This window comes from Janthinobacterium sp. GW460-12-1-14-LB5, assembly GCF_059423585.1.
Genome location: NZ_JBWKYD010000009.1, coordinates 20,863 through 41,804, shown reverse-complemented (window position 1 = coordinate 41,804; position 20,942 = coordinate 20,863). Strand labels below are relative to the sequence as shown.

Below are 20,942 nucleotides of genomic sequence, written 5' to 3'. Positions count from 1 at the left end.
TTTGTGCTATGGTTGCGATCCATCCCCGGGCAGCCGGACACAGGCACGCAATGACCATGCATTCCCCGCAGCAAGCAGCAAGCACCGACCTGGCCAGCCGCTATCTGGGCGTACTGGCCGATTTTGATACGGCCTTGCTGGATCGTCATGCGCCGCAGACCGATGCGGAAAAACTTTCCGGCCTCTTCCTTCCCAGCATGCCGCCCAACTTGCTTGGCGCCCGGCAGCGCATCATGATCGTGGGCTGCGAAACGCGGCAATGGAATGTGCTGCAGGCAGGCGAGCGTTTTAGTTCGCTCGAGTACTATGTCGAGCGGTCCATGGCCGTGCATCAAGATTATTTTGCGCAGCAATTGTCACGCTCGGATATCCAGGGCCGCGCCTTCCATAATTTTACGCGCGCCGTTGCACAGCGCTCCGGCAGCGATGGCTTGATCTACGCCAACCTGTTGTGCATGGCGTGGAAGCGTGGCAGCCCCGTTCGGTGCGATCACTTTGAGGTGATCAAACGCTATTCCAAACTGTTGTTGGACGTGCAAATCGATTTCTTCCAGCCCGAGATCATCATCTTTGCCAACGGCAGTGCTACGGCCGGACACCGGCGCGACTTCTTTCCGCTGGCCCGCGATGCGCAGGGCAAGGCGCTGGGCTGCGATTATGTTGAGGATGGCATACCGAATGCGCAATTGTGGCAGTTCCCGCTGGGCCACAGGACGTGCTACCGCATTCAGCATCCTTCGTCGCGTTCGCCTGATTCCGCCAGTGCGCGCCGGTTCTTGTTGGGATTGCTACCGCACAAGGCGGAGTGAAGCGGCCGATGGCGCCGTTTTTATTTATGGCTGGCGGAAATGAAAAAAGGGTTACAAGCCGAAGCATGTAACCCTTTGATTTGCCGCTAATTCTGTGGGGTGGCTGATGGGGCTCGAACCCACGACAACAGGAATCACAATCCTGGACTCTACCAACTGAGCTACAGCCACCACTGTCTTACTTACCTGTTTAGCTGTTTTGCTGAACAGGTGCCGAATTATACAAAGAACTCGGCGAAGTGGCAAATCTAAATGCAGTCTTTTTTAAAGAATCGAAAGATTGCATGAAAACGGCCGCTTTTGCTCGCACCGTTCACACGGACAGGTGTGCGACGGGCGGCTGCAAGTCCAGCAAACCGGCGAAGGCTTGCGCCAGGGATTCGACCTTGGCCGTCGTGTAGCCCTGCAGCCGCGGCGCATCGTTGTTGATGCGGCGCAAGCTGGCCGCATCGAGCAGGCGGGCCAGCTGGCGCGCCACGGCTTCGCCCGTGTCCACCAAGGTGATCGTTTCCTGCGTATGCGCGCGCACCGTGCGTTCGATGGCGTCCTGCACGAACGGGTAGTGCGTGCAGCCGAGCACAAGGGTGTCGACGCCCTGTTCCAGCATCGGGGCGATATAGCGTTCCAGCATGGCGCTGGTGGCGTCCAGCGGGTCGTGGCCCAGCTCGCATTGCTCGATGCGGTCGGCCAGGCCGATGCAGGGCTGCAAGATGAACGTGGCGCTCGTGGCGGCGCTCACCTGCTCGCGCAGGGCCAGCAACTTGTCGCCGCGCAAGGCGCGTTCCGTGGCCAGCACGGCGATCTTGCCGTTGCGGCTGATGCTGGCAGCCGGTTTCAGGCCCGGTTCGACGCCGACGATGGGCAGGTCGGGGTAGCGCGCGCGCAGCGCCTTGATGGCGGCGATGGTGGCCGTGTTGCACGCCACCACCAGTGCTTTCGCGCCTTGCTGCAATAGAAAGGCGGTGATCGCCAGCGAACGGTCGACCACTTGCTGCTCCGTCTTGTCGCCATACGGCGCGTAGGCGGAATCGGCAAAGTACATCAAATCTTCCTGCGGCAGCTGCGCGCGGATATGGCGCAGCACGGACAGGCCGCCCACGCCGGAGTCGAAAATGCCGATGGGCGCGTCTGGGTGGGCATTGCTTGCAATAGAAGTCATGGGGAACCGGAGTAGATAAAAAAACGCCGCGCTGATGTTGCCGCGCGGCGTCTATGGTAGAGCTTGTTTAAGCGACCGTCACGGGAATCTTGCTGACGCTATTGAGTTGCTCGATCTTCGCCTGCCACTCTTTCGGCCCCGTGTTGTGCACCGACGTACCCTTCGCGTCGACGGCCACCGTCACCGGCATGTCGACGACGTCGAATTCGTAGATCGCTTCCATGCCCATGTCGGCAAAGCCCAGCACCTTGGCGTGCTTGATGGCTTTCGACACCAGGTAGGCGGCGCCGCCCACGGCCATCAGGTAAGCCGACTGGTGCTTCTGGATCGATTCGATGGCGACCGGGCCACGTTCGGCCTTGCCGATCATGGCGATCAGGCCCGTCTTTTCCAGCATCATGTCGGTGAACTTGTCCATGCGCGTGGCCGTCGTCGGACCGGCCGGGCCGACGGCTTCGTCGCGCACCGGGTCGACCGGGCCGACGTAGTAAATCACGCGGTTCTTGAAGTCGACCGGCAATTCCTCGCCCTTGGCCAGCATGTCCTGGATGCGCTTGTGCGCGGCGTCGCGGCCCGTCAGCATCTTGCCGTTCAACAGCAAGGTCTGGCCCGGCGTCCACGAAGCGACTTCTTCTTTCGTCAGGGTATTCAGGTCGACGCGCTTGGATTTTTCCGTGTCCGGCGTCCAGTGCACTTCCGGCCACGACGACAGCGATGGCGGCGTCATGTAGGCAGGACCGGAGCCGTCGAGCACGAAGTGGCCGTGGCGCGTGGCGGCGCAGTTCGGGATCATGGCGACCGGCTTCGATGCGGCATGCGTCGGGTGCATCATGATTTTGACGTCGAGCACGGTCGTCAGGCCGCCCAGGCCTTGTGCGCCGATGCCCAGCGAGTTGATCTTGTCGCACAGCTCGATACGCAATTCTTCCAGTTTATTCTGCGGGCCGCGTTGTTTCAGCTCAAACATGTCGATGTCTTCCATCAACACCTCTTTTGCCATCAGCATGGCCTTTTCGGCCGTGCCGCCGATGCCGATGCCCAGCATGCCTGGCGGGCACCAGCCGGCGCCCATGGTCGGCACGGTTTTCATGACCCAGTCGACCAGCGAATCGGACGGGTTCATCATGATCATCTTCGATTTGTTTTCCGAACCGCCGCCCTTGGCCGCGACCTTCACGTCGACGGTATTGCCTTCGACCAGTTCCATGTGCACGACGGCTGGCGTGTTGTCCTTGGTGTTCTTGCGGTCGAAATGCGGGTCGGCCACGATGGAGGCGCGCAGCTTGTTGTCGTCGAAGTTGTACGCGCGGCGCACGCCTTCGTTGACGGCGTCGGTGACGGTGCCGCTGAAACCTTCGAAGCGCACGCCCATGCCGATTTTCAGGAAGACGTTGACGATACCCGTGTCCTGGCAGATAGGACGCTTGCCTTCCGCGCACATGCGCGAGTTGGTCAGGATTTGCGCGATCGCATCCTTTGCCGCCGGGCTTTGCTCGGCCGCGTAGGCGCGCGCCAGGTGCTCGATGTAATCAGCAGGGTGGTAGTAGCTAATGTACTGCAACGCTGCGGCGACGGATTCGATCAGGTCTTCTTGCTTTATGACAGTCATGGTGTTCTCGCGGTGGATAAGAAGGGTAAGACTTTGATGCTGTTTGCTGTTTGCTAATCAGTATAGGAGCGCCAGAAAAATGTTCAGGGCTAGGCGCCTTGCCGAAGGCAGTACGAATGTACGACTAGGCAAGGCAACAACGCCATGGACTTTTTTATGGATGCTCCTTAGTGGGGCGCCCTGGCTTGGTTCTGGGTAACCGTCATGATGCGGTCCGTGTACGCAATCGCCATCGCCGACAGGATGAAGACCATATGGATCACCGTTTGCGCGATGATCACTTCGATCTTGTACGAGTTGGCGTTGATGAAGGTTTTCAACAGGTGGATGGACGAGATGCCGATGATGGCCATCGCCAGCTTCGTCTTCAGCACGGACGCATTCACATGCGACAGCCATTCCGGCTGGTCCGGATGGTCGTCGAGGTGCATGCGCGAAACGAACGTTTCGTAGCCGCCGATGATGACCATGATCAACAGATTCGAGATCATGACCACGTCGATCAGGCCCAAGACCACCAGCATGATGGTCGCTTCATTGAGCTTGGTCGGCAGGGCGCCGCCCGGTACGGCCACGGCCGTCAAGACGTGCTGCAGGGCCGCATCATTGCCGAAGACGGCGCCGATCAGGTCCGACAGTTCCACCCAGAAATGAAATACGTACACGCATTGGGCAAGGATCAAACCCAGGTACAGCGGCAGCTGCAGCCAGCGCGACATGAAGATGAAGGCGGACAGGGGATGCAGTTTGCTATGTTTGGGTTTTTGTGAATGGTCGATCATCTGGAGTTTCCTGGGGGTAAATACCAATTTTTGGTATGCCCGACATTTTACACTTGCTGCTGATCACTGCGCATGCCCTCGATCTGGATTCTTGGCCTTGATGAAACGCAAAGTGGCATCAAGTAGTTGGCGTGTTATCAGTTTTTCCATCCAGAATGCTGGGCGGCGCACCCTTGACGCCCGTCGCCTGTGGCGATTATGGTTAGAATGGATCGAGGAAAACGCCGACTGTAAGGCGTCCGTAAGACAGCAGGAATATTGTGTTAGCAAACAATTACTACACTGGAGACTAGCATGGCCGCTATAGAGAACCAAGGGCAGGGCACTGAGCAGCAGGGACCGGAAGAGTCGCGCGTATTTGAACCGTCGGCAGCGTTTGCCGCACAGGCAACGATTTCCGGCATGGACGCCTACCGCGCCATGGTGGCCGACGCCGAACGCGACTACGAAGGCTTCTGGGCCAAGCTGGCGCGCGAGAACCTGAGCTGGAAAAAGCCGTTCACCCGCACCCTGAACGAAGACAACGCCCCGTTCTACAAATGGTTCGAAGACGGCCAGCTGAACGTGTCGTACAACTGCCTGGACCGCAACATCGAAAATGGCCTGGGCGACAAGACGGCCATCATCTTCGAAGCGGATGACGGCACCGTTACCAAGGCAACATATAAAGAACTGCACGAAAAAGTCTGCAAGTTCGCCAACGGCCTGAAATCCAAGGGCATCGCCAAGGGCGACCGCGTCATCATCTATATGTCGATGTCCGTCGAAGGCGTTGCCGCCATGCAAGCCTGCGCGCGCATCGGCGCCACCCATTCCGTCGTGTTCGGCGGCTTTTCCGCAAAATCCTTGCAGGAACGCATTATCGACGCGGGTGCCGTGGCCGTCATCACGGGCGACGAGCAATTGCGCGGCGGCAAGAAGCTGCCATTGAAATCCATCGTCGACGAAGCGCTGGCGCTGGGCGGCTGCGATTGCGTCAAAAACGTCATCGTGTATCGACGCACGGGCAGCGACTTGCCGATGGTGGCCGGTCGCGACACGTGGCTGCACGACCTGGTCGAAGGCCAGAGCGCGCAATGCGAGCCGGAATGGGTCGATGCCGAGCATCCATTGTTTATCCTGTACACCTCGGGTTCCACCGGCACGCCGAAGGGCGTGCAGCACTCGAGCGGCGGCTACCTGCTGTGGGCCGCGCTGACGATGAAGTGGAGTTTCGACATCAAGCCGGACGACGTGTTCTGGTGCACGGCCGACATCGGCTGGGTGACGGGCCACAGCTACATCGCGTACGGCCCGATGGCCGTGGGCGCCACGCAAGTGGTGTTCGAAGGCATCCCGACCTACCCGAACGCGGGCCGTTTCTGGGAAACCATCAAGAAACACAACGTCAGCATCTTCTACACGGCGCCTACGGCCATCCGTTCGCTGATCAAGGCGGCCGACGTGGACCCGAAAGTGCATCCAAGCAACTACGACCTGACGAGCCTGCGCCTGCTGGGCACGGTCGGCGAGCCGATCAATCCGGAAGCGTGGATGTGGTACTACAAGAATATCGGCGGCGAGAAATGCCCGATCGTCGATACCTTCTGGCAAACGGAAACGGGCGGCCACATGATCACGCCGCTGCCAGGCGCCACGCCGATGGTTCCCGGTTCCTGCACCCTGCCATTGCCGGGCATCATGGCCGCCATCGTCGACGAAGCGGGCCAGGACGTGCCGAACGGCCAGGGCGGCATCCTGGTGGTAAAACGCCCATGGCCATCGATGATCCGCACGATCTGGAACAACCCCGAGCGTTTCAAGTCCAGTTATTTCCCGGAAGAACTGGGCGGCAAGATGTACCTGGCAGGCGACGGCGCCATCCGCAACAAGGAAACGGGCTACTTCACCATCACGGGCCGCATCGATGACGTCTTGAACGTGTCGGGCCACCGCATGGGGACGATGGAAATCGAATCGGCCCTGGTGGCCAACCCGCTGGTGGCCGAAGCGGCAGTAGTCGGCCGTCCGGACGACACGACAGGCGAATCGATCTGCGCCTTCGTGGTGCTCAAGCAAGCGCGTCCGACGGGCGAGGAAGCGAAGAAACTGGCCCTGGAGCTGCGCAACTGGGTCGGCAAGGAAATCGGCCCGATCGCGAAGCCGAAGGAAATCCGTTTCGGCGACAACCTGCCAAAAACCCGCTCCGGCAAAATCATGCGCCGCCTGCTGCGCGTGCTGGCCAAGGGCGAGACGATCACGCAAGACGTGTCGACCCTGGAAAACCCGGCGATTCTGGATCAGTTGAAGGAAACGTCCTGATGTTGCTTGGGTAGCCGAAACCCAAACCAGCATCCGGGGTCGGACCTTGAAGGTCCGCCGGCCCTTACCGGGTTACCGTATAGCGCTACACTTTACTCTAGGGTAAATAACTTTGGCAGTCTGTAGAATCTTTGCTATAATCTGCGGCTTCGCGACAAGCGATATGCAGTACACAATGTGAGCAAGCAAGACGCGCGCATTGCCTTCAGGAGAGATGGCTGAGCGGCTGAAGGCGCACGCCTGGAAAGCGTGTATAGGGTAATACTCTATCGGGGGTTCGAATCCCCCTCTCTCCGCCAAAGACGAAAAAGAAAAAGCTACCCTCGGGTAGCTTTTTTTTTCGTCTGTAGGCGGAGAGAAGCACGCCCCCTGCGGGGCGTGCGCGGGGGATTCGAAGGGTCGGGCCAAACCGCCCCCCCCGCGCGCCTCCGGCGCGCGTTCGTGGTTCTAATTAGGTTTCGACTGAGCAAGCTTTTACGGCACCCCATGCATCAGTCCGTGTCCGAATGCCAGATCTGACCCTACTCCAATGACCCTGCTCCACTCACGGCGCGCGTTCGTGGTTCTAATCAGGTTTTCGACTGAGCAAGCTTTTACGGCACCCCATACATCAGTCCGTGTCCGAATGCCAGACCTGACCCTGCTCCACTGATAATTTGATGCTTGAAAAGGTTTACAACTGTTTATGAAAAAGCGTTCAGTCTGAACAGTTAAAAAAATTCTTCGATTGGGAAGTTTTTTATTGGAGATATAGCATGGTGAAGGCATCTGAAAATCATGCCATGTTAGTATTGGAAATAGTATTCTTATTCATTTGCGCGTAATGGCATCTTTGTTAATTCGTGCGTCAACTACTCATGGGTCGATATGTCGCCAGCAGATTTAAACCAGGATGGACAAATTTTTCTCAAACGACTTATAGATGATGAGCGAAATTGGGTTTTGAAAGCATTGACTTGCATCAGGCGTAATTTTGTCGATGCCGACATATGGACGACTGGCGGTGTTGATAGCAAATATATCGACATCAGGGTGGGAGTAAAAAAACCTGGCAAAATAAAAGGCCGGCCATTGCTGTATCTGCAAAAAATAGCAGGTTCGAAGGCGAGACTTTCACTCAATAGCGATTACCGGGAAGGTGCAGGGATCGCTGCCACGATTGATATGTCGACCAGTGCGGGCGATGTTGCATTGAACGCGTGGTTGAGAAAACTGAAATTGCATCTTTCGGAGTGGCCGGAGGCGATGAGCGGTGATGGGAATGTCCCTGCAAAATATGGAATTTCTGAAATTACTAAGACGGAGCCAGATGGAACGGGCTTGCCGCCATCAGTTTATGATGAGCGGATAATTCCCCTGAATCAAATCTTATACGGTCCGCCTGGCACCGGGAAAACCTTCAATACCGTCACCGCTGCGATGGAGATCGTCGCACCGGAAAGTGTGCAGAATTACAACGAGCGCGATCCGCAGTCGCGCCGGAATCTACAAACAGCATTTCAGCAATATTTGCAAAGCGGGCAAATCGTTTTTTGCACCTTCCACCAAAGTTTCAGCTACGAAGATTTTGTCGAGGGACTGCGCGCGACGTCAGAGCAAGGGCAGTTGCAATATGCTGTCGAGTCTGGTATTTTCAAACAACTTTGCGAGCGCGCCAAGCTTGGAACGACAGCGGCGGAAGACCCGTTCGATAAAGCGATAGCGGTACTTGCTGAGCTTTGCGGCGACCCTGAAGCTCGTCCCGTTCTATCAACCCGAACAGGGAAAAAATTCGAGGTCGAATACGAAGGGAGCAAGACCTTCCGCGTGTTCCCGAAAGAGTCGACGGTGCACGATGCCTACTACGTGGCCAATATTGAATTGGTGCGCAAGCTTTACCAGGGGCATGATAAAAAAGGCATGTACAACCCTTCTTACGTCGAAGGCATGCTGAATTACTTGAAAGAGCAGTGCGGCTTGCCGACTTACCAGCAAGCCCAATCGGCGGCGCAGGAGCGGCGTAATTTCGTCATTATCATCGATGAAATCAACCGCGGAAATGTTTCCCGTATTCTTGGCGAACTGATTACGCTGATCGAGCCAGGTAAGCGTGCCGGCAATGCCGAAGAGCTGTCAGTTGTCTTGCCGTATTCGAAAGAGCGTTTCAATATTCCATCAAATGTCTACATCATTGGTACGATGAATACGGCCGACCGGTCGCTGGTCGGCCTTGACATCGCTTTGCGCCGCCGTTTCGCATTCACTGAAATGGCACCAAATCCCGACCGTTTGAGTAATCTAAATATCGGTACGCTGAATATTGGGAAGTTGTTGCGTGTCATAAATCAGCGCATCGAAGTGCTGCTGGATCGTGAGCATTGCATCGGCCATGCCTATTTCCTCGGTTTGAACGAGAAATCGGATCTCGTGGATCTGGCGTACATCTTCGACCATCAGATCATTCCGCTTTTGCAGGAATATTTTTTTGAAGATTGGGAACGTATCAGCTGGGTTCTGAATGATCAAAACAAACCCGACCCGGCTCACCGGTTTATTGTCGAACCAACGCAAGCGGATGAAAGTGTGGAGGTATTGTTCGGTAAAGGGGCTGAAGCCTTGAAAAACAAGCGCTGGCGTTTGAACCGGGGCGCATTTGTGTTGGAGCAAAGTTTCATCGGCATATTGCCGGCGAGCAAAGCGTGATTGACGTAGTCGTTCGCGAATATGCCAGGCTGACAACGGCTGAGGTCATGCCGAGCCTGGATCTAGCGCAGGTGACCCAGACTGCTTTCAAGTGGCTGTGCAGCATGAACGCACAATTTCGTAAAAATGGCGTTGTCCTGTTGCAAATTCAAGACCAGCAATGGTTGTGTCTCGATAACTTCGTCGGAGTCATCGAAACGCCTTGCGGCACGCGCCTGGAAATTTTACCCAAGCATATGTACAGCGCTGACGACGCGGCCCGCTCGCGCAAATTGTTGTGCAAAATGCTCAGGGTGGTTCACGACCTGCCAGTGCGCGACGTCGGACCGGCCGATATCGAACTGTTCGACCAACCGCTGACGGAATGGGTCATGCGCCAGTTCCTGTTGTCACTAGAACATTTGTTAGTGCGCGGGATACGCTATGACTATAACCGTGTCGAGGAAGAGCAGCGCTATTTGCGGGGGCAACTGGATGTTGCGCAACAGATGCGGCAACCGCTCGGCAAGCAGCATTTTTTCCGTATCCGGCATGATGTCTTTCTGCCTGATCGTGCAGAGAACCGGCTCATCAAGAAAGCGTTGGATAGCGTCGCCAAGGCTGCACAAGATGCCGGCAACTGGCGCTTGGCGCGCGAGCTTTCCGGCGCGCTGGTCGATATCCCTGCATCCCGCAACCCTGGCATGGATTTTGGCAATTGGGCTGACGATCGTTCGATGGCGCATTATCACGACATCAAGTGCTGGTGTGAATTGGTCCTGGGTCAGCAAATGCCGCTGACGCAACAAGGCGCGTGGCATGGGATCAGCATGTTGTTTCCGATGGAGAAGCTGTTTGAGCGCTATGTCGCTACGTTCCTGACCCGCATGATGCCGGCGGACAGGCGCATCAGCACTGGTGTGGGCAGCAAGCATTTATGCACCCATCTTGAGAAAGAATTTTTCCAGCTCAAACCCGATATCCTGATCCAATCGGCTAACCATCCGCCGGTCGTGCTGGACGCCAAATGGAAAAGGCTTGCAGGCAATGGCCCAGAATCAAAACTTAATTATGGATTAAGCCAGTCCGACTTTTACCAACTTTTCGCTTATGGGCATAAGTATCTGAACGGGGAGGGTACGCTTATTTTGATTTATCCGTGCAGCGACGTCTTCCCGGCGGCCTTGGAGCCATTCCATTTTTCAGGCAAGCTGACGATGTGGGTAATTCCGTTTGACCTCGACAAAGATCGCTTGCTTGACCAGTATCTGGCCTTGCCCTTTCTGGTGGATGCCGCCTGATCGGCGAGTGTGCGAGGCGCATCGCGCCATGCTGTTCGTCCGCACAGCATCAGGCATGGAGCGATAGGGCCTGGCTGGCAAGAGGACTGAATGGGCCGGGGTCATTGGGCCGGGGTCAGGTCCGCCATTTGGACATGGGCTGATGCATTGAGCACTGCAGAAGCCCGGTCAGTTAGACCAACGAACGCACGTCCTCTGCACGCAATGCTATCGGCAAAGACCTAAGGGCTTCTACTGCAACCACAGCACCAATCCGTGTCTAAATGGCGGATCTGACCCCGTGCGCGAGCACAATGCATCAGTCTGTGTCCGAATGGCGGACCTGACCCTGGCGGCCTAAGGCGCTCAATTCATCAGTCTGTGTCTGAATGGCGGACCTGACCCTGGCGGCCTAAGGCGCTCAATTCATCAGTCTGTGTCTGAATGGCGGACCTGACCCTCGCTCCCTCGCTTCGGTTCTCCTATGAGCAAAGCTTCGTGCGAGAGACCTTAGCATCGCCGACGCCAAGTCGTGCCTCTAGTGTGTTGACAGGCGCTGAATGGTGCATTGCCACAATTTCGGAACAGTTGAGCGGCGGACGGTGGACAAGTATTGGCCATTTTTTCTTGCAAGCATCGTTTCGCGGTGACACTTTATGTATTTTTCTACTTGGCAAGATGCTATCCTGATCACATCTGTTAATTTTTTTTAGACTCATGCGAATCGAGAGGGTCGTTATGCACAATACCTACAACATATATAAGATTCGTCATGAACGATTAAATGATCTAAAACAAAAGTTAGAAATGGTCGGCCTTTTCGAACAGAAGACATTGCAGTCTAAAGAATACGAAATGAAATTTTACTTTTCTGAAAAGGTGGAGGGGAATCCTATTTGGTGGTGGCAAACATACCGTGATTTTTTCAAAGATGGACTAGATGAACCTAAAAATTATTTTTATTTTGGCGTCCTGCTTTGCTCAGATACTAAGAACGAGGAAAGAATATACGCCATCAGTTTAGGTAAAGCTCACTTCTACTTATCTAAGTTCATTAGTTCGGATTTCGGCATAAATTTAGCAGTTCGTATGGCTGACGAAAATACTATTCTTTTGAAGAAAAGTCGATATTTCGCGGGTTCCAAACGACAAGATGTTTCTTCGTACGAGAAATTTCAAAAAGATAGTTATGAGCCAGGGGAGTCAGTAGACCATTTAAAACTCAAAGCGTCGGATAAGGAAATATGGGGAAAGAAAAATATAATTTTTGCTGATTCCATACAAATGGATATGGACATTCATCCGTCGAATCTATCATCTGTTTTCGAACAGATTGATGCTCATTCTGTTAAGGACGAAATAATTCAGTTGCCAAAACTTGAACAGGTGGAAAATGAATTGGGGTATGATTTAGATGGTTTGCTGCTTGCATGTCTAAGGGATGAACAGGGGAAGGTAAATGTTGAAGAATTTTCCGTTCACGGAGTAGCGATTTGCTTTAGCTTTCACGACTATGAATATAGACTGTCAGCCAAGAATCCAGGTCAAGATAAATATCATAAGAAAAATATCGGAAACACGTTGGACATTTCGGCCATTCGTGAATTCCTTGAGGAAAACAGGGATATTGTTGATGTTAATTCAATTCGAGTCCAGTTTCAGAATGATGAACTTGGAAGTTTTACAAAAGGACTCAAGGAGGTCCTAGATCTTCCTATATTCCATGATAATTCATACTATTTCCTCCGAAATGGAGAGTGGTATAAGTTCAATCAAATATTCATGGATTATCTTAAGCGCTCGCTTGAGAGCATCGAGTTAGTTAAAATGGTTGATCTGAGCGAAAAAGATTACCTTGCGTGGAAGGCCGATAAGGAAAGGAAGATTTTAGCAAAAGAAGATGTTGATGATAAGTTGGTATATCGAGAAAGTTATTTCAATAAAAAACTATGTACTGACCATGGTTATGAATTGCTGGATCGGCAACTTACACAAATACGGTCATTGAGCGAGGGAAGGCAGAAATATAAGGTTGAAATTGCTGACCTATATAAAGAAAATGAAATAATTTCCGTTAAAATATCAGAAGCTAACCATGATCTTATTTATAATATCGAACAATCAAAAGACTCGGTTGAGTTAATAATGAGGAAATCTGTTGATTTTGAACATAAGTTGGTTTCTGCAGGATTGTGGTTCGTATTTGAAGGCGATGTTGAAAAAATTACGGATATAAATTCAGTTCAGTTTTTATTGGCAATAGAAGCTTGGGGGAAATTAGTGAAAAGTTTTAATCTTAAACCGAGAATTTATATATCGAAACATGACTTGACCTAGAATTTTATAAAGTGAAATACGGAAGGTCTAGGTGCCGCTGAGGGTATGTTTTGGGGTATGCGGCAACCTGAACATAGCCGATAATTATGCGCCACAATGGATTCGTTTATGATAGTAATCCCCCTTCTTGCCAGGATTTTGAGCAATCTCTAAGTAATTGAATTTAAATCATTTTTCCGTTTTGCACTACTCAATTTTGGCGTAGTAGTTTGGAGTAGGGAAAACGCTTTTTTCTTTCGCTTCACCATTCCTTCCCAACGCTTGTTCATTTGGGAAGTGACTGGCAACATACTAAGGCTGTGTAGATGATCAAGGATATCCCGACAAAGAGCGACTTCGATGCAATTGGGTGCGCATTATTGGATCAGTCCTGGGACATCGTGGCAGTTCTGCTCACACAGTTACAGGATGCCAAAGACTGGATCGATGTTGAAGAAGAAGACGCTTATTGGCAGTTGTCGAATACAAAACTTTCCACAGCTTTAGCGATTGCGCATCAGGGCGCAGAATTCCTGCTAAAGGGTCGAATCGCTGATGTAAGCCCTCTTCTATTGATCTTAAATGCACCGCGAGAATGGCCGAAACCGGGTCCCGATGGCAATATTGCGTTCTCGCAGTTTCGAACTGTTGACGCTCAAGATATCGTGCGCTTGCACGATGGTTGCGCTGCTACCCCACTTGACAAGGATTTCGCGACAAGTTTCGAAGCCCTGCGTATACGGCGCAATTCTATTATGCACTCCGTGAATCCTGACTTAAAGGTGAACGCTACGATGCTTGTAGACGAAATACTAACAATTTACAACTCACTGATGCCAGCCATCAGATGGGTAGATGCTCGGCGTGAGGCTCTATCCGATTCGTCTGCGTCTCACCTGTGGACTGCAGAGGGCGTAGAGGTAAGCGTTGTACGTGAATTTAATGCTATCAAAGACCTATTGACACCAAAGTCAGTGCTGCAGAATTTTGGCTTTGATAAAAAACGTCGCGCATATCTATGTTCGAACTGTACTTTTTCTACTTGCGCTGAAGATGGTTTTCAGTCTCGCTCCGCAACGCTTTTGACCAAATCGCCGACTTGCGAAGAGTTGCATTGCTTTATTTGTAACCAAACCGAGAATGTCGAGCGAACTGAATGTACTGACGCTGACTGCAATGGTAACGTGATCAGTACAGAATGGGACAAATGCCTTACCTGCGGGGGCGAGTTTGAACGACCAGAGGATTAAGCTTGAAATTGAAGGGTAAGCAGATCAACCTCTGGGTTTTTTATGATTCACGGCGGATCGCGCGCGCTGGGGCCAAGCTTAGGTACTGAACGAATCTTCGGGCAAAGAAAAATTTGCTGCTGAGGCGGCTGGCCTTGCGTTCTCAGTTCTGCAAGTCGACGAAGCAGTACAAATAGTACGCTACTAACAAATGGCGAATCCTTCCTGCTCCAGACCCTGGCACGTTTGCCCGCGCTTTAAAGCCGTTCAGGCAACGTGGTTTCCTTGGTCAGCTTAGGTTCGTCCAACAGTTTGGCCTTGACGCTTAAAAGTTCCTCTGGCGGTACATCAAACCGAGCTAACCAGCGGGCAGCAGCATCGCCACGAATACGAGGTTCGCCAAACGCAGAACCGGCGTGCAAGTCATACATCTGCTTGCATCTCACGTCCTGAAGCAGCATGTTAGGAAGCACGTAGCATGCTGGCTTAGGATCGTCCTCAACAGATGCAGCTTCCGGGCTTGGTCCAGCCTGAATGACGATGCCACTGCTGTACGGGTACAAGGCAAACCAATCCATAGGTAGCTCGGACCGAACCGCTGACATACCGCCGATCTTTTCAATCAAATCATTGCTGACAGCGGTAAGCCATGAGACGGTCTTTATCTGGTCTACTTTTACATCGCTCTCTGCGCGAGACGGGCTACCAACATCGTACCCCTTGAAATTTTCGGAAATGATCGCTTCGGTCGGTTCGTTATCTGACCTTCTCACCAGCGACAGTACTAGTCCATGCCCGCCGTATCCATGCACAGCCTTGAGCAAATCAGCGAACTTGACGAACATCGCCTGAAACGCAAGCGGATGCTCTTCCGAGTACAGTACTGGCATGCTGAAGCGTACGAAAGATAGACCCCAAGAACCCATCTTCGCCTGCCAATCACCTAGGCCGCGAGTTTGAAATTCCCATGGACCTGCGTCTACGTTCTGCTGGCCGCTCGTGTACCCGAAGCTAACGGCGCTAGACTCCCTTAGCTGCTTCATTAGTTCAGATATAGGTTTCGCGTCACGGTATGGCAGGCGATCCTTGCCATCTTTAGGTTCCTCACGCCATAACCAGGTAAGGTATTGTCCTGCTATGACTTCGTACTCTTTGAAGCATGCACAAATTGCAGCCCGTACAGCAGGCGTATGGGCGTCGTTGAAGAACAAGGTACCTGTCAAGGCAGGAATCGCCCCCACGTAGCCTTTCTTCGCACGTTGCATGAACTGACCACCGGGAATTGCCATCCTTTCCTGATTCTCTTTCAGAAGTTTAATCCTGTCGAGTTTCGATTGTTCGTCCATGCTGTTAGTCCTTCAGATTCGGGAGTTTTAGGTTGGGGAGTTTCTTTGGCAGCCTTGGACGCCTTCCACCACCACGTGCGAGCAGGGCCCGCGAGCAGGGTCAGATCCGCCATTTGAACACGGGCTGAGGCATTGGGAGCGATGGAAACCCGCTCAGTCGAAAACCTGAGCTGCGAACGCATGCCCTCAGCGTGCGAAGCGGCCCGCGTAGTTGGCAGTAGCTGTTCGATTCGAAGAGGGCCGGGTCGGTAAGTACACCCTTCGAATTCGCCAATTGACTATATTAAATTTACGCCGACAAGGATTTAATAGGCTCTACTGGCACAAAGCATCAGGCTGTGTCCAAAGGGTATACCCGACGCCAGGCAGAAGGCCTTGGCAGTTCAAGGCTAGGCCAAAGCCGTCTTGCCTCGCGAACGCTGTTTCCCAGCCACTGCCTTTTTCGCAATAGGTTTGTCCGGCAGAGTAGCCCTTGCAACGCTATCGGCCGAAGCCGCATCCCTCTTCCCAGTCCCAACAACCTCCGCCACCAGCCGCACCCCAAGCGCACCAAGTACGCAGGTCATGGTCTCCATGCGCGGCTGGCTATTCGGGCGCAGTGCCTTGTACAGACTCTCGCGGCCCAGGCCAGCCGCCTTGGCGATATCGCTCATGCCACGCGCACGCGCGATATCGCCAATGGCGGCGGCGAATATGGCGGCATCGTTCGTTGCCAGTGCTTGCGTGATGTAGGCGGCAGCCGCCTCATCGCTGGTGATGTATTCCGCTGGGTCGAAGTCTTCCAGATCCAGCTTTTCGAGGTCGGACAGCGTGATGTTGTGCTCAGTCATGATGCACCTCCTGTATTGCTTCGGTTCGCTATTATTTTGTCGGTTTTGTGACGGTTTTCTTTGGGGCAGACTTCTTCAGTTGCTGAAATGCTTGGTTTTTTTGACCGTCTTCAAAATTGTTGTATTCATTCGAATACAGATACGCAATCAAATTTGCGTAACCATTATTCCCCCGCAAACCTTATCCCATCTCAACCCCCTCACAATTTCCCCCATGTATCGTAATCCTCTCCCACCAACACCGGAGAGTCCCATGTCCTACACCTACACCAAAGTCACCGACCTGGAAAAAACCACCATGGTCGGCAACCATCAATGCGTTGCGCTGGTCCGCTACTACGCGGGCGCGCCGGCCACGTTGGCCTGGAAGCAGGGGGAGGCAGTGCTGGGAAATCGTTTGCTGCGCAAGGGTACGGCCATTGCCACGTTTATCAACGGGAAGTATGCGAATCATCAACAAGGCAATCACGCGGCCCTGTATATGGGGCAGGCGCTGGATGGGATCATTGTCATGGACCAGTGGACGGGCAAGCGCCCGAGCATTGTGACTTCGCGCACCTTGCGTTCCAAAGGCCAGTACAAGAATGGCTTGCATATCGACCCCAGCAACAATGCCGACGCTTTTTCGTCATCGAATAGGGGAGCATCCATGCAACATCAACGTTTGTTGACCGGCGCCGCCTGCTGCCTATTCCCTCTGTTCGCGCAGGCTGCGATGCCCGCCGTGAATGCTTGCCCGGACAGCGTGCCTGCGACAATGATCAGCCTGAATGCCGTGCCGGCCGGCTGGACGCCGTATATCGGCAGCCCACTCTACCTGAGTGCCGCGGCGCCGATCGACGGCGCGCCAGCGCGCAGGGGGCAGCTCGTGCCCAGCGGGGAGCGTAAGAAGCAAGGGAGAACGACGCTCAGCTACCGCCTGGAAGGCCCCTACCCAGACGGCAAGTGGCTGCAATGCAGCTACGGCGAGCATGGCGAAGTCACGCTGTCGCGGAGGATGGACGACAGCGTCAGCCTGTGCGAGTTCACTTACAGGAAAGGCCGCAAGGCCGGGCAGAACGAGATCGATATCGATTGCCGGTAAGTGAATTGGTATCAGCGGTATTGCTGCGTGAATCGCAGGCCGCTGCAATCAGTGCCTGTAGCTGTGCATGCCGGCTTACGCGTTCCCCTAAGCCGACCTACGTAATTGCCGCCCGCCAGCGGGCCAGACGCAAAAAAGCCCGCCAAAGCGGGCTTTCTCACTCTACAGCCAAACCAAAAATCTCAGAACTGGTTCATCGTATTGTCTTTACCAGCCGCCTTCAATGCCGCTTCGCCGCTGAAGTAATCCTTGTGATCGTCGCCGATGTCCGAGCCGGACATGTTTTGATGTTTCACGCAGGCGATGCCCTGGCGGATTTCCTTGCGCTGCACGCCGGCCACGTAGCCCAGCATGCCTTGATCGCCGAAGTATTCCTTGGCCAGGTTGTCGGTCGACAAGGCGGCCGTGTGGTAGGTCGGCAGGGTGATCAGGTGGTGGAAGATGCCGGCTTCGTGGGCCGAGTCGGCCTGGAAGGTACGGATCTTCTCGTCGGCGGCGATCGCCAGTTCCGTCTGGTCGTATTCCACGCTCATCAGCTGGGCGCGGTCGTAGGCGGACACGTCCTTGCCTGCCGCTTTCATGCCGTCGAAGATTTGCTGGCGGAAGTTCAGGGTCCAGTTGAACGACGGGCTGTTGTTGTACACCAGCTTGGCGTTCGGGATGACCTTGCGGATTTCGCTGACCATGCCGCCGATTTGCGCGATATGCGGTTTTTCCGTTTCGATCCACAGCAGGTCGGCGCCGTTTTGCAGCGAGGTGATGCAATCGAGCACGCAACGCTCTTCGCCGGAACCGGCGCGGAACTGGAACAGGTTGCTCGGCAGGCGTTTTGGACGCAGCAGTTTGCCTTCGCGCTTGATGATGACGTCGCCATTGCCCAGCGCATCGGCCGACACTTCTTCGCAGTCGAGGAAGGAATTGTATTGGTCGCCCAGGTCGCCTGGTTCATTCGTGACGGCGATCTGCTTGGTCAGGCCGGCGCCCAGCGAATCTGTGCGGGCGACGATGATGCCGTCGTCCACGCCCAGTTCCAGGAAGGCGTAGCGGATGGCGCGGATCTTGGCCAGGAAGTCTTCGTGCGGCACCGTCACTTTACCGTCCTGGTGGCCGCATTGTTTCTCGTCGGATACCTGGTTTTCGATCTGGATGCAGCAGGCGCCCGCTTCGATGAACTGTTTCGCCAGCAGATAGGTGGCTTCGGCATTGCCGAAACCGGCGTCGATGTCGGCGATGATGGGCACGACGTGGGTCACGTGGCCGTCGATCTTGGCCTGGATGGCTTGCTTTTCAGCACCTTGGGCCGCATCCAGCTGGCGGAACAGGCCGCCCAGTTCGCGGGCATCGGCCTGGCGCAGGAAGGTGTACAGCTCCTTGATCAGTGCCGAGACAGCGGTTTTTTCATGCATCGACTGGTCTGGCAGCGGGCCGAACTCGGAGCGCAGGGCGGCGACCATCCAGCCGGACAGGTAGAGGTAGCGGCGGTCGGTGCTGTTGAAGTGCTTCTTGATCGAGATCATCTTCTGTTGGCCGATGAAACCGTGCCAGCAGCCGAGCGACTGGGTGTATTTCGATGGGTCCGCATCGTAGGCAGCCATGTCGTTGCGCATGATCTTGGCCGTGTACTTGGCGATGTCCAGGCCGGTCTTGAACTTGTTCTGGGCGCGCATGCGGGCGGCGGACTCGGGATTGATGGCGTTCCATGCGCTGCCTTGTTGGTCTTTCAAACCGGCAACAGCTTTGATGTCGTCTTGATATTGGGACATGTGAATCTCCTAAAAAGAAAAGCTATGTTTGAGAAAATCGCCGAGTGCGCCACAACGTCTTGTCGAAGCAAACTGCATGACTAAATAGTAGGCCGATTCGCGCCGATGTTCAAGTCTTATATAAGACATATAACTTAAATTAAGTCTTTGTTTTTCAACGGCTTAATTATAATTTTTCAGGATGTGAAATGAATTTTCAAAAAGTGAGAGCGGCGGTGTGAGCCATTGCTCATCAGGATTTCGCAATATGAAACGTCTTTTCAGATTTTGGTGCAGCGCGACATTCTGGGCGAAAAAAAAGCCACCCGAAGGTGGCCTGGGCCGTAGCCAGCTGATTTATCGGCCCACGGTCTGCCGCTGATCCTTGATGAACAGCGCCGTCAGCATGCCGATTACGCACACGCCGATCACATAATAGGCGGGGCCCAGCACGTTGTTTTTCAGCATCAGGGTCACGACCACGGGCGTCAGGCCGCCGAAAATGGCGTACGACAAGTTGTAGGAAAACGACAGTCCCGAGAAGCGCACCTGGGCCGGGAACGCCTGCACCAGCACGTAGGGCACGGCGCCGACGACGCCAACGAACAGGCCCGTCATCGCGTACAGAGGCAGCAGCAGGTCGGGGCGGGTGCCAATCGTCGTGTAGAAGATATAGGTACTGATGGCCAGCAGCACGGAACCGGTGAAGATCACGCGCTTGCCGCCCAGGCGGTCGGCCAGCATGCCGGCGATGATGCAGCCGAAGGCCAGGCAGAGGGTCGCCACGGTATTGGCGACCAGCGTGGTGCGCGGCGCGATGTGGTGGATCTTTTGCAGCAGGGCGGGCGAAATCAAAATGACGACGACGATGCCGGCCGACAGCATCCAGGTCAGCAGCATCGACACGACGACGGCGCCGCGGTGGCTGCGCAGCACGGATTTCAGGGGCATTTCCGTGGCCAGCGCCTTGCGTTGCTGCATTTCCGCAAAAACCGGGGTTTCATGCAGCCAGCGGCGCAGATACATGGCGCCAAAGCCGAAGATGCCGCCCAGCAAGAATGGATAGCGCCAGGCGCCCTCGGTGATTTCTGCCGGCGTGTAGACGGTATTCAATCCCGTCGCCACGAGCGAACCCAACAAAATACCGACAGTCAGGCCGGCCGTCAGCACGCCGCAGGCAAAGCCCGTGAAACGGCTCGGCACGTGTTCGGAGACAAACACCCAGGCGCCCGGCACTTCGCCGCCCACGGCCGCGCCCTGGAAGACGCGCATCAAGAGCAGCAGCAGCGGGGCGGCCAGGCCGATGGTGGCGTAGGTCGGCAGCAGGCCGATCAGCAGGGTCGGCACGGCCATCATCAGGATGGAGAGGGTGAACATGCGCTTGCGGCCCAGCAAGTCGCCGAAGTGGGCCATGACGATGCCGCCCAGCGGACGCACGACGTAGCCGGCGGCAAAGATGCCGAAGGTTTGCAGCAGGCGCAGCCATTCCGGCATTTCCGGCGGGAAGAACAATTGGCCGATGGCGTTGGCAAAGAAGACGAAGATGATGAAATCGTAGAATTCCAGCGCGCCGCCGAGGGCGGCCAGCGACAGGGTTTTATAGTCTTGTTTGGTGAGGGGACGGCTAGCGGCGTGGATGGCGGCGGTGTTGGAAGTAGGCATGTGTCTCGTTCTTGTGTGTTATCGGAGATTGCCAGATCTAGCATACGCATTTCCGCCGCGTGAGTAAATGCGGCGCGTATGGGGAGCCGCCTCAGCTGTGCTTAATACAACGCCGCTATCATCCGCGTTGAC

The 20,942-nt window shown here is 54.6% G+C and carries 14 protein-coding genes and 2 tRNA genes; 8 read left to right on the top strand and 8 right to left on the bottom strand.

Annotation, left to right across the window (positions count from 1 at the left end):
* Positions 1-8: 8 nt before the first annotated feature.
* Positions 9-809: a hypothetical protein gene (locus tag AC07X6_RS11160; protein WP_230538698.1), complete on the top strand. Its 801-nt coding sequence runs from the start codon at positions 9-11 to the stop codon at positions 807-809.
* A gap of 95 nt (positions 810-904) precedes the next feature.
* On the opposite strand, the gene AC07X6_RS11155 is transcribed toward AC07X6_RS11160, so the two are convergent.
* The 4 genes from AC07X6_RS11155 to AC07X6_RS11140 all read right to left on the bottom strand — a co-directional run bounded on the left by AC07X6_RS11155 (position 905) and on the right by AC07X6_RS11140 (position 4,359).
* Positions 905-980 (bottom strand) — tRNA-His (locus AC07X6_RS11155).
* Between the two features lie 142 nt (positions 981-1,122).
* On the bottom strand, positions 1,123-1,968 hold the full coding sequence (gene murI / locus AC07X6_RS11150; RefSeq protein ID WP_494791004.1) for a glutamate racemase: 846 nt from the start codon (positions 1,966-1,968) through the stop codon (positions 1,123-1,125).
* A 67-nt stretch (positions 1,969-2,035) separates the two neighbouring features.
* A complete protein-coding gene (locus tag AC07X6_RS11145; RefSeq protein ID WP_086144995.1) occupies positions 2,036-3,577 on the bottom strand; it encodes a fumarate hydratase in 1,542 nt (513 codons plus the stop codon).
* A gap of 167 nt (positions 3,578-3,744) precedes the next feature.
* Entirely contained in the window at positions 3,745-4,359 is a 615-nt protein-coding gene (locus AC07X6_RS11140) for a YqhA family protein (RefSeq protein WP_070218187.1), read from the bottom strand.
* A 294-nt stretch (positions 4,360-4,653) separates the two neighbouring features.
* Between AC07X6_RS11140 and acs the strand changes: the two genes are divergently transcribed.
* The 6 genes from acs (at position 4,654) to AC07X6_RS11110 (ending at position 14,167) form a co-directional block, all read left to right on the top strand.
* On the top strand, positions 4,654-6,660 hold the full coding sequence (gene acs, locus AC07X6_RS11135) for an acetate--CoA ligase (RefSeq protein ID WP_494791003.1): 2,007 nt from the start codon (positions 4,654-4,656) through the stop codon (positions 6,658-6,660).
* Positions 6,661-6,868: 208 nt separating this feature from the next.
* Positions 6,869-6,959, top strand: a tRNA-Ser gene (locus tag AC07X6_RS11130).
* A 568-nt stretch (positions 6,960-7,527) separates the two neighbouring features.
* Positions 7,528-9,342: an McrB family protein gene (locus AC07X6_RS11125; RefSeq protein ID WP_494791002.1), complete on the top strand. Its 1,815-nt coding sequence runs from the start codon at positions 7,528-7,530 to the stop codon at positions 9,340-9,342.
* Complete coding sequence (locus AC07X6_RS11120) at positions 9,339-10,622, top strand: McrC family protein (RefSeq protein ID WP_494791001.1); 1,284 nt, start codon at positions 9,339-9,341, stop codon at positions 10,620-10,622. The genes AC07X6_RS11125 and AC07X6_RS11120 overlap by 4 nt, the downstream gene beginning before the upstream one ends.
* 717 nt (positions 10,623-11,339) lie before the next feature.
* Positions 11,340-12,938 carry a DUF6119 family protein gene (locus AC07X6_RS11115; RefSeq protein ID WP_494791000.1) on the top strand — a complete coding sequence of 533 codons (1,599 nt, stop codon included), beginning with the start codon at positions 11,340-11,342 and terminating at the stop codon, positions 12,936-12,938.
* Between the two features lie 305 nt (positions 12,939-13,243).
* Positions 13,244-14,167 (top strand): hypothetical protein, encoded by a 924-nt coding sequence (locus AC07X6_RS11110; protein WP_494790999.1) that lies wholly within the window; start codon positions 13,244-13,246, stop codon positions 14,165-14,167.
* Positions 14,168-14,403: 236 nt separating this feature from the next.
* Here the strand turns inward: AC07X6_RS11110 and AC07X6_RS11105 are convergent, their stop codons facing one another.
* A complete protein-coding gene (locus tag AC07X6_RS11105; protein ID WP_494790998.1) occupies positions 14,404-15,492 on the bottom strand; it encodes a type VI immunity family protein in 1,089 nt (362 codons plus the stop codon).
* A 389-nt stretch (positions 15,493-15,881) separates the two neighbouring features.
* Entirely contained in the window at positions 15,882-16,322 is a 441-nt protein-coding gene (locus AC07X6_RS11100) for an addiction module antidote protein (RefSeq protein ID WP_494790997.1), read from the bottom strand.
* A gap of 253 nt (positions 16,323-16,575) precedes the next feature.
* Between AC07X6_RS11100 and AC07X6_RS11095 the strand changes: the two genes are divergently transcribed.
* Positions 16,576-17,406, top strand: coding sequence for a BPSL0067 family protein (locus tag AC07X6_RS11095; protein WP_494790996.1), 831 nt, complete (start codon positions 16,576-16,578; stop codon positions 17,404-17,406).
* Between the two features lie 182 nt (positions 17,407-17,588).
* On the opposite strand, the gene AC07X6_RS11090 is transcribed toward AC07X6_RS11095, so the two are convergent.
* Together AC07X6_RS11090 and AC07X6_RS11085 are read right to left on the bottom strand one after the other, a co-directional pair.
* Positions 17,589-19,169: an isocitrate lyase gene (locus AC07X6_RS11090; protein ID WP_494790995.1), complete on the bottom strand. Its 1,581-nt coding sequence runs from the start codon at positions 19,167-19,169 to the stop codon at positions 17,589-17,591.
* Positions 19,170-19,505: 336 nt separating this feature from the next.
* Positions 19,506-20,810, bottom strand: coding sequence for an MFS transporter (locus AC07X6_RS11085; RefSeq protein ID WP_494790994.1), 1,305 nt, complete (start codon positions 20,808-20,810; stop codon positions 19,506-19,508).
* Positions 20,811-20,942 lie beyond the last annotated feature (132 nt).

Bases quoted from the DNA above. Each gene is read 5' to 3' on its own strand.
- AC07X6_RS11160 (WP_230538698.1), top strand. From the start codon at position 9: ATGGTTGCGATCCATCCCCGGGCAGCCGGACACAGGCACGCAATGACC.
- murI (WP_494791004.1), bottom strand. From the start codon at position 1,968: ATGACTTCTATTGCAAGCAATGCCCACCCAGACGCGCCCATCGGCATT.
- AC07X6_RS11145 (WP_086144995.1), bottom strand. From the start codon at position 3,577: ATGACTGTCATAAAGCAAGAAGACCTGATCGAATCCGTCGCCGCAGCG.
- AC07X6_RS11140 (WP_070218187.1), bottom strand. From the start codon at position 4,359: ATGATCGACCATTCACAAAAACCCAAACATAGCAAACTGCATCCCCTG.
- acs (WP_494791003.1), top strand. From the start codon at position 4,654: ATGGCCGCTATAGAGAACCAAGGGCAGGGCACTGAGCAGCAGGGACCG.
- AC07X6_RS11125 (WP_494791002.1), top strand. From the start codon at position 7,528: ATGTCGCCAGCAGATTTAAACCAGGATGGACAAATTTTTCTCAAACGA.
- AC07X6_RS11115 (WP_494791000.1), top strand. From the start codon at position 11,340: ATGCACAATACCTACAACATATATAAGATTCGTCATGAACGATTAAAT.
- AC07X6_RS11110 (WP_494790999.1), top strand. From the start codon at position 13,244: ATGATCAAGGATATCCCGACAAAGAGCGACTTCGATGCAATTGGGTGC.
- AC07X6_RS11105 (WP_494790998.1), bottom strand. From the start codon at position 15,492: ATGGACGAACAATCGAAACTCGACAGGATTAAACTTCTGAAAGAGAAT.
- AC07X6_RS11100 (WP_494790997.1), bottom strand. From the start codon at position 16,322: ATGACTGAGCACAACATCACGCTGTCCGACCTCGAAAAGCTGGATCTG.
- AC07X6_RS11095 (WP_494790996.1), top strand. From the start codon at position 16,576: ATGTCCTACACCTACACCAAAGTCACCGACCTGGAAAAAACCACCATG.
- AC07X6_RS11090 (WP_494790995.1), bottom strand. From the start codon at position 19,169: ATGTCCCAATATCAAGACGACATCAAAGCTGTTGCCGGTTTGAAAGAC.
- AC07X6_RS11085 (WP_494790994.1), bottom strand. From the start codon at position 20,810: ATGCCTACTTCCAACACCGCCGCCATCCACGCCGCTAGCCGTCCCCTC.